4 protein-coding genes and 1 pseudogene are annotated in these 6895 nt (G+C 68.3%); all 5 read right to left on the reverse strand.

The annotated features are described in order from the left end of the window. Positions 1 to 15: 15 nt before the first annotated feature. Positions 16 to 2753: pseudogene (locus BM536_RS19705) on the reverse strand (exo-rhamnogalacturonan lyase family protein). Positions 2754 to 2886: 133 nt separating this feature from the next. Next, entirely contained in the window at positions 2887 to 3486 is a 600-nt protein-coding gene (locus tag BM536_RS19710; protein WP_073493652.1) for a hypothetical protein, read from the reverse strand. 10 nt (positions 3487 to 3496) lie between these two features. Continuing rightward, the gene (locus BM536_RS19715) at positions 3497 to 4372 is read right to left on the reverse strand and encodes a carbohydrate ABC transporter permease (protein ID WP_073493654.1); all 876 of its coding nucleotides are present in this window, start codon (positions 4370 to 4372) and stop codon (positions 3497 to 3499) included. Then, the gene (locus BM536_RS19720; RefSeq protein WP_073493656.1) at positions 4369 to 5325 is read right to left on the reverse strand and encodes a carbohydrate ABC transporter permease; all 957 of its coding nucleotides are present in this window, start codon (positions 5323 to 5325) and stop codon (positions 4369 to 4371) included. The genes BM536_RS19715 and BM536_RS19720 overlap by 4 nt, the downstream gene beginning before the upstream one ends. A 14-nt stretch (positions 5326 to 5339) precedes the next feature. Next, positions 5340 to 6629, reverse strand: coding sequence for an ABC transporter substrate-binding protein (locus BM536_RS19725; protein ID WP_073493658.1), 1290 nt, complete (start codon positions 6627 to 6629; stop codon positions 5340 to 5342). Positions 6630 to 6895: the final 266 nt, after the last annotated feature.

A 6895-nucleotide genomic window follows, 5' to 3' on the forward strand; every position in this document is an offset into this window, starting at 1 on the left:
CGGTGAACCGGCCCTCTACGACGGCATCCTGTCGCCGAGGAGGGCCAGGTTCTCGATGGCGGCGAGGCCGTAGAGCGCGGTGTCGTTGGTGGACACCCAGGTGGCCTCGCTGCCCGGCACCAGGGTGGCGGGACCGCTCAGCGCCTCCGTCTTCCAGGGCGCGGACTCCTTGTAGCCGTCGGAGTTGTAGAACTTCTCCCAGGCCCGCTTGGCGAGCTTCTCGTCGCCGGTCTTGACGGCCGCGTACGCGTCGAGGCGCGAGTGGCCCTGGAACAGCAGCAGGGTGCCGAAGTTGGAGCCGTAGCGTGCCGCCTGCTCGGCCTTTGTGGCGTTGAAGTAGCGGCAGTAGTCGAAGTACGCCTCGTTGAACTTCGGCATGTCGACGAGGTGGATCAGCTCGGCGCACAGCTCGTTGAGACCGAAGACGGCCGAGAGGTGCGAGACACCGACGGCCGGCTTGTCGGCGACGGCGAACTTCCCGGTGTCCAGGTCGTAGAGGCCGGTGCCCTGCACGAACCCGTTGGGCTGGGCGGCGATCGTCTCCATGGTGGACAGTACCCGCGCCCTGGCCTTCTCCCACTTGGGGCCCTTGCGCTCCCACTCGGTGAGCCAGGCCGACACCAGACCGCTCCAGTCGGTGCCGAAGCCGATCGACAGGGCGTGCCGGTCGGGGGTGTACGGCTCGGTGCGGATCTTCCGGATCGGGTCCAGGACGAGGAACGTCTCGTCCGAGTCGACGTTGGCGTGCATGAGGTCGCCGACCCGCTCGTCCGCCGTGAGGAAGTAGTAGTAGCGGCGGTACGTCGTGTTGGCGATGCGCTGCTGCTTGGCACTGTCGGCGTAGTGCTGCACGCCGTGCCGGGTGCCGAGGCCCGCCCACTGGCCGAGGTGGTAGACGTCCACCTCACCGGTGTGCCGGGTCATCGCCTCGGCGAAGCGGAAGATGTCCGACCGGCCGCTGCGCAGATACGCGAACCAGAGCCAGAGGTCCGGCGACAGCTCGGAGTTGTCCCAGGCGTAGCCGCCGATGTCGTAGCGCCACTGGTGCCGCACGGTGTCGTACGTGTGCATGATGTCGCCGTAGTCCCAGAAGCCGTACCACCGGCGCTGCTCCACCTGGTCCTTGTAATAGGTGAAGAGGAAGTCGAGGTGGTCCTCGATCTTGGCCTTGGCGGGGGTGGAGCGGTCCGGCTCGGAGTACAGGCCCGGGCCGAAGACCTGCGCCTTGATGAGCTGCCTGGGCGGGGCGGCGAGCTGGGGCAGCACCCGGACGGCCTCGACCTGTTCGGCGAGGGCCGCGGGTGTCGGCGTCGACGCGTTGGCCCAGAAGAGGAGTTCGGAGGTACGGGCGATGCCGTAGGGGGTGCCGAAGCCGGGCTCGTAGTCCTCGTAGGTGATGTTGAGGCCCTCGAGCTGCTCGGGGAAGGTGTCCTGGGCCATGCCGTCGTGGTAGAAGCGCAGGTCCATGGGCTGCGCCTCGGGCGACCAGAGCCAGAGGGTGACCTGGGCCTCGTCGGTCTGGGCGTCACGGATGTCGAGCTGGGCGGGGTGCTTCTCCCAGAAGTCCCGCAGACCGAAGGAGAACCCGCCGCTCACGCCGCCGACGTACCCGAAGCCGGAGGCGCGCCTGCCGCCGCCGGCGCCGATCCAGCCGTGGCCCTTCTTGGTCCGCTTGCGCACGGTGAAGCCGTCCGCGGACAGCTGGGAGAGGGTGTAGTCGCCCCACTCGGGGATGTACTGGAGCCGGGTGGTGACCCGCTGGTCCCAGGTGGCCGGGTCCGGCAGTTTCTCGCCCGCGTACTGGGCCGCCTGGACGGCCGCGCCCGGGTCCCGGCGCAGGCCGGTGATGCCCTTGACGGCCTCGCGCAGCAGACCGGTGCCCTCGCCGCCGATGCGGATGTGACGGTCGTAGGCCTGGTCGCGCATCGGGACGGTGAAGCGCACCCCGAGGCCGCGGATGAAGTCGCCGCCGGCCTTGCCGGGCTCCTGTGTGCCGTCGAAGGTGATGGTGTGCACCATGCGGAAGGAGTCGGCGCCCGCGTAGAAGTAGAGCCGGATGGAGAACGGGAGCCAGCTGCGGCTTCCCTTGCGGTGCTTGCCGTCGATGCGGACGACCGCGCGCACCGGGCCCTCCTGCTCGACGGTGACGGCGTCGACGGCCCCGTCGAAGCGCTCGGTCTTGACCGCGCCCTGGTCCTCGTCCTCGATCTCGGGCTGCCGGATCAGCACCAGGCGGCCGTTCTTGGCGATCTCGGTGGAGCCGCGGGTGACCGACTTGACGAGAGTGGCGCCGGACTTGCCGATCCTCGCGGTGATGACACCGGTCGACACGTCGATGGTGCCGCCGCTCCTGTCGACGGTGACCTTCCTGGCGGGGGCGGCGGGTGTCCCGGCGGCGAGGGTGAGCTTGCCCTCGCCGGAACTCACGGCGTGGGCGGTCCACTTGAGCGATCCGTCCGGCCAGTAGGCGATCGGCCAGGACTGCACGGGGACGGCCTTGCCGCCGGCGTCCGTCAGCGTGAAGGTCTGGTCCTCCCGGTAGGTGCCCATCGGCCAGGGCACCCCGAGCGTGGAGCCGGGGGCGGCGCCGAGGCCGCCGTCCTCGAGCCAGTCCAGGGTGACGGGGTCGGCGTCCGCGGGCGCCGTCCTGGGGGCGGCCTCGCGTCCTTCGCCCCTAGCGCCCAGCTGAACTGGGCGGCGGCTCCGGCGACGGCCGCCGCTTTGAGAAGGGACCTGCGGGGGATGGGGGACATGGCCATTCCTTTCCGTGCGGGTGCGGTGTGGTCAGGGGCAGGTGCGTGGGTCGAGGCGATTCGCGGTGATCAGGGCATGACAGAGCGAGGTGCGGCGCCGAGGCGCCTTTCCGGCGAGGGAGGGGGCCGCCCGTCAGCGGCGCCGGTGACGCTCCTCCACGGCGACGGCGGCCGCGGCGACGGCCCCGAGGACCGGGACCGCCAGCGGCGCGACGAACAAGGCGGACAGGGTGACGACGGCGAGCCCGCAGACGAGCAGGAAGGACCCGGCGGGATCGAGCACGGTCCGCCGCCCGGCACCCGCGAGCAGCGCCCGCCAGGTCGAGTCCGGTGTCCAGAGGGCCGCCGCCCGCAGCAGGGCCACGGCAAGGCCGATCAGCGCGAGGCTGCCGACGGCCCCGACGAACGGTCCACCGGGAAGCCCGGCCCGCGCGGCGAGGACGTCCACCCAGACCGCGGCGGCCGCCACCCACCCGGCGAGCCCGACGGCCCACCCGCCGCGCACGGCCGCCCGGAAGTCCACGACGAACTCCCGCAAGCCGCTGACCCGGTGCGTCGTACGGCGCCGCAGATGCCGTGCGCCGGCGGCGAAGGCCGCGGGGTAGGTGACGACCCCGAGACAGGCCACGGCGATCCAGACTCCGGTGAGCAGACACTCGGCGAAGATCGCGAAGCGCTCACCGAACACGGACTCCCTGCGCGGTGAGCGGTCCTTCACACGCGATTGCGCCATGGTGAACGCCTCAGCCCTTCAGTCCGGAGGTCGCCATACCGTCGATGAGATAGCGCTGGAAGGCCATGAAGAAGGCGATGACCGGCACCAGCGCCACCAGCGACATCGCGATCATGCTGCCGTAGTTGGAGATGCCCTCCTGGTCGCGGAACATCATCAGACCGAGCGAAACCGTGTACTTGGAAGGGGTGTTGAGGTAGATCAACGGCCCCATGAAGTCGTTCCACGCGTTGATGAAGGTGAAGATGGCGCTGGTGATGATGGCGGGGCGGCTCAGCGGCAGCACGATGGACCAGTAGGTCCTCAAGTGACCGCAGCCGTCGAGCTTGGCGGCCTCGTCCAGCTCGCGCGGCAGTCCGCGCATGAACTGCACCATCAGGAAGACGAAGAACGCCTCCGTGGCCAGGAACTTGCCCGCGACGAGCGGGACGAGGGTGTCGATGTAGCCGAGGTTGCGAAACAGCACGTACTGCGGGATGAGCAGCACGTGGTACGGCAGCAGCAGGGTGCCGATCATCAGCGTGAAGAGCAGGTTGCGCCCGACGAACCGGATCTTGGCGAAGGCGTACGCCGTCAGCGAGCTGGAGAGCACCACACCGGCCACGGCCAGGACGGCGTACATCAGCGAGTTGCCGAAGAAGCTGCCGATGGAGATGCCGGAGATGCCGTCGGCCAGCCCGGAGAAGTTCGCCCAGACCGGCTCGGTGGGCAGCAGGTCGATGCTGGCGATGATGTCCTTGCTCGGCTTGAACGAGGCGCCGAACACCCAGATCACCGGGTAGAGGACGACCGCGAGCAGCAGCAGCGCGCCCACGTGCCAGGCGAGGGATCCGGTGCGCCGCCGCTCGTTCTCGGTGCGCGCGGCAGGGGTGGTGACACTGGTCACTTGGCGGCCTCCTCGTAGTGCACCCACTTCTTCTGCGACCAGAACAGGACCGCCGTGACGAGCGCCACCGCGATCACCAGCGTCCAGGCCATCGCGGAGGCGAAGCCCATCTGGGCCTCCTTGAAGCCCTTCTGATACAGGTAACAGGTGTAGACGAGGGTGGCGTCGGCCGGTCCGCACCGGGTGTCGGAGACGACGTACGCCGAACCGAACACCTGGAACGCGTGGATGGACTCCAGCAGCACGTTGAAGAAGAGCACCGGGGAGATCATCGGCAGCGTGATGTTCCAGAACCGCCGGAGGGGGCCGGCCCCGTCCATCTCGGCGGCCTCGTACAGTTCCTGCGGCACCTGCTTGAGCCCGGCCAGGAAGATCACCATCGGCGCGCCGAACTGCCAGATGCTCAGCGCCACCAGGGAGTACAGGACGTAGTCCGGGTTGCCGATCCAGCCGCCGACGTCCACCCCGAAGATCTTCTGCGTACGGTCCACGACGGCGTCGTCGGAGAACAGCGCCCGCCAGACGAAGCCCACGGAGACGCTGGCGCCGATGAGCGACGGCATGTAGAACGCGGCCCGGTACAGGGCCTGCCCGCGCCGCTTCTGCGCGAGCAGCAGCGCCACGCCGAGCGCGAGGAGAAGCTTCAGCGGTGTGGCCACGACGACGTACTTGAGCGTGACCTCCACCGACTTCTGCCAGCGCGGGTCCTGGAACATCGTCGTGAAGTTGTCGAGCCCCACCCACCGGGGCGGCGTGAACAGGTTGTAGCTGGTGAACGCGTAGTACAGCGACGCGATCATCGGCCCCGCCGTGAGGAGGACGAACCCCGCGATCCACGGCGACATGAAGAGATAGCCGGCGAGGTTCTCGCGGCGCCGCCCGCGCCGCCCGGCGTCAGGAGCGGCGGACCGCTTCTTCGCCGGGCGGACGGGCGCTTCCTTGACGAGCGTCATGGTGGTACGTCCCCTCAGCCCGCGAACGCGGCCTTGGCCTCGCTGAACAGCGCCTTCGCGGCGTCGGCCGGCTTGGTCTTGCCCTGGGCGACCTCACCGCCGATGCGCAGGAAGGCGGCTTCGATGACGTCCGCGCCGGACGGATGCGGGGTGATCTTCCCGAGGACGCCGGCCTTGGCGACCTGGTCCTCGTAGGCCGCGACGCCCTGGTTGTTGGGGTCGGTCGGTTTGAAGGCGTCGTACTGCTCGGTGGTCGAGAGAATGCCGCGGTCGTAACCCATGATCTTGCCGGCCTCGGGGTCGTGGACCATGAAGTCGATGAACTGGGCCACTTCCTTGGGGTGCTTGGTCCCCGAGAAGGCGCTCAGCATCAGCGAACCGAGGTACTGACCCGTGTCCTTGCCGTTGGTGGTGGGAATCGGCGCGAGCCCGTAGTCCGACTCGCCCTCGCCCTGGTAGCGGATGGAGAAGTTGTCCCAGGTGAACTCGGACGCGGCGAGGCCCGCCGAGAGACCGGACTTCGGCTTGACCTGCTCGATCTTCTTCGGGTCGGCGACCAGCCCGGACTTCACACGCTTGTAGCCGTCCTCCCACCACTGCGTCAGATCGTCCTCGGTGAAGCCGAGGTCGCTGTCGGTGTAGAAGGCCTTGCCGTTCTGCCGCAGGTACAGGTCATAGAGATACATGATGCTGAAGTAGCCGGTGTCACCCGCGATCTTCAGCTTGTCCTGGATCGTCTGCAGCGCGGTGAAGTACTCGTCCCACGTCCAGCCGAACTTCGCCTCGACGCCCGCCTTCTTGAAGGCCTTGAGGTCGATGACGAGCGCCATGGTGTTGGCACCGACGGGTATGCCCACCTGCTTGTCGTCGACCTGACCATTCGCCAGAACGCCGTTGCGGAAGTTCTCCAGGTTCAGATTCCCGGCGTCCGCCTGCGTCTTGAGATCCATCAGAACACCGCGCTTGTCGTACTTGCGCAGAAAGGTGACCGCATTCTGGAAAACGTCCGGCGGATTCCCGCCGGAGGCCTGGGTCTGGAACTTCTCCCAGAACGCCTCGTAGTCGGTGAATTCGGGCTTGATCTTGATCTTCGGGTACTTCTTCTCGAAGAGTGCGATCGTCTTCTTGATGGCGATGGTGCGCGGCTCGCCACCCCACCACGCGTAACGGATCGTCACCGTTCCGTCCGCGGAAGTCCCGCTGTCGCCCCCACACCCGGTGGTCGCGGCCAGCCCCAGCGTGGCCGCCGTCGCCCCCGCGGCCTTGAGGATCGTTCGCCTCTCAACATTCCTGCTGGTTCGCACAGTCGGGCCCCTCCCGCAGCGTCATTGCCGCTTGCATGAATCGTTTCAAGAAAGCGCTTGCTGGCACAAGGTACGAGGGGGTTGGAGGAGCGTCAATGATTCGGACAGGAATTTCTTCCGAGGCGGGCGCGGAAACGGGGTGCGGGCCGCGGGCGCGAGGCGGCCGACGGTCGGGTGAAGGCGCAGGTGAGGAGCGGGGGTTCGGCCGGTCGGACGGATGATGGGGGGTGGATGTGCGTGGCTGGATTCGGCCGGGAGGGGTGAGG

The organism is Streptomyces phaeoluteigriseus (assembly GCF_001896135.2).
Lineage (GTDB): Bacteria > Actinomycetota > Actinomycetes > Streptomycetales > Streptomycetaceae > Streptomyces > Streptomyces phaeoluteigriseus.

What these genes read in the sequence shown, in the direction of transcription:
- BM536_RS19710 (WP_073493652.1), bottom strand. Translation starts at nt 3,486, where the DNA reads ATGGCGCAATCGCGTGTGAAGGACCGCTCACCGCGCAGGGAGTCCGTG.
- BM536_RS19720 (WP_073493656.1), bottom strand. Translation starts at nt 5,325, where the DNA reads ATGACGCTCGTCAAGGAAGCGCCCGTCCGCCCGGCGAAGAAGCGGTCC.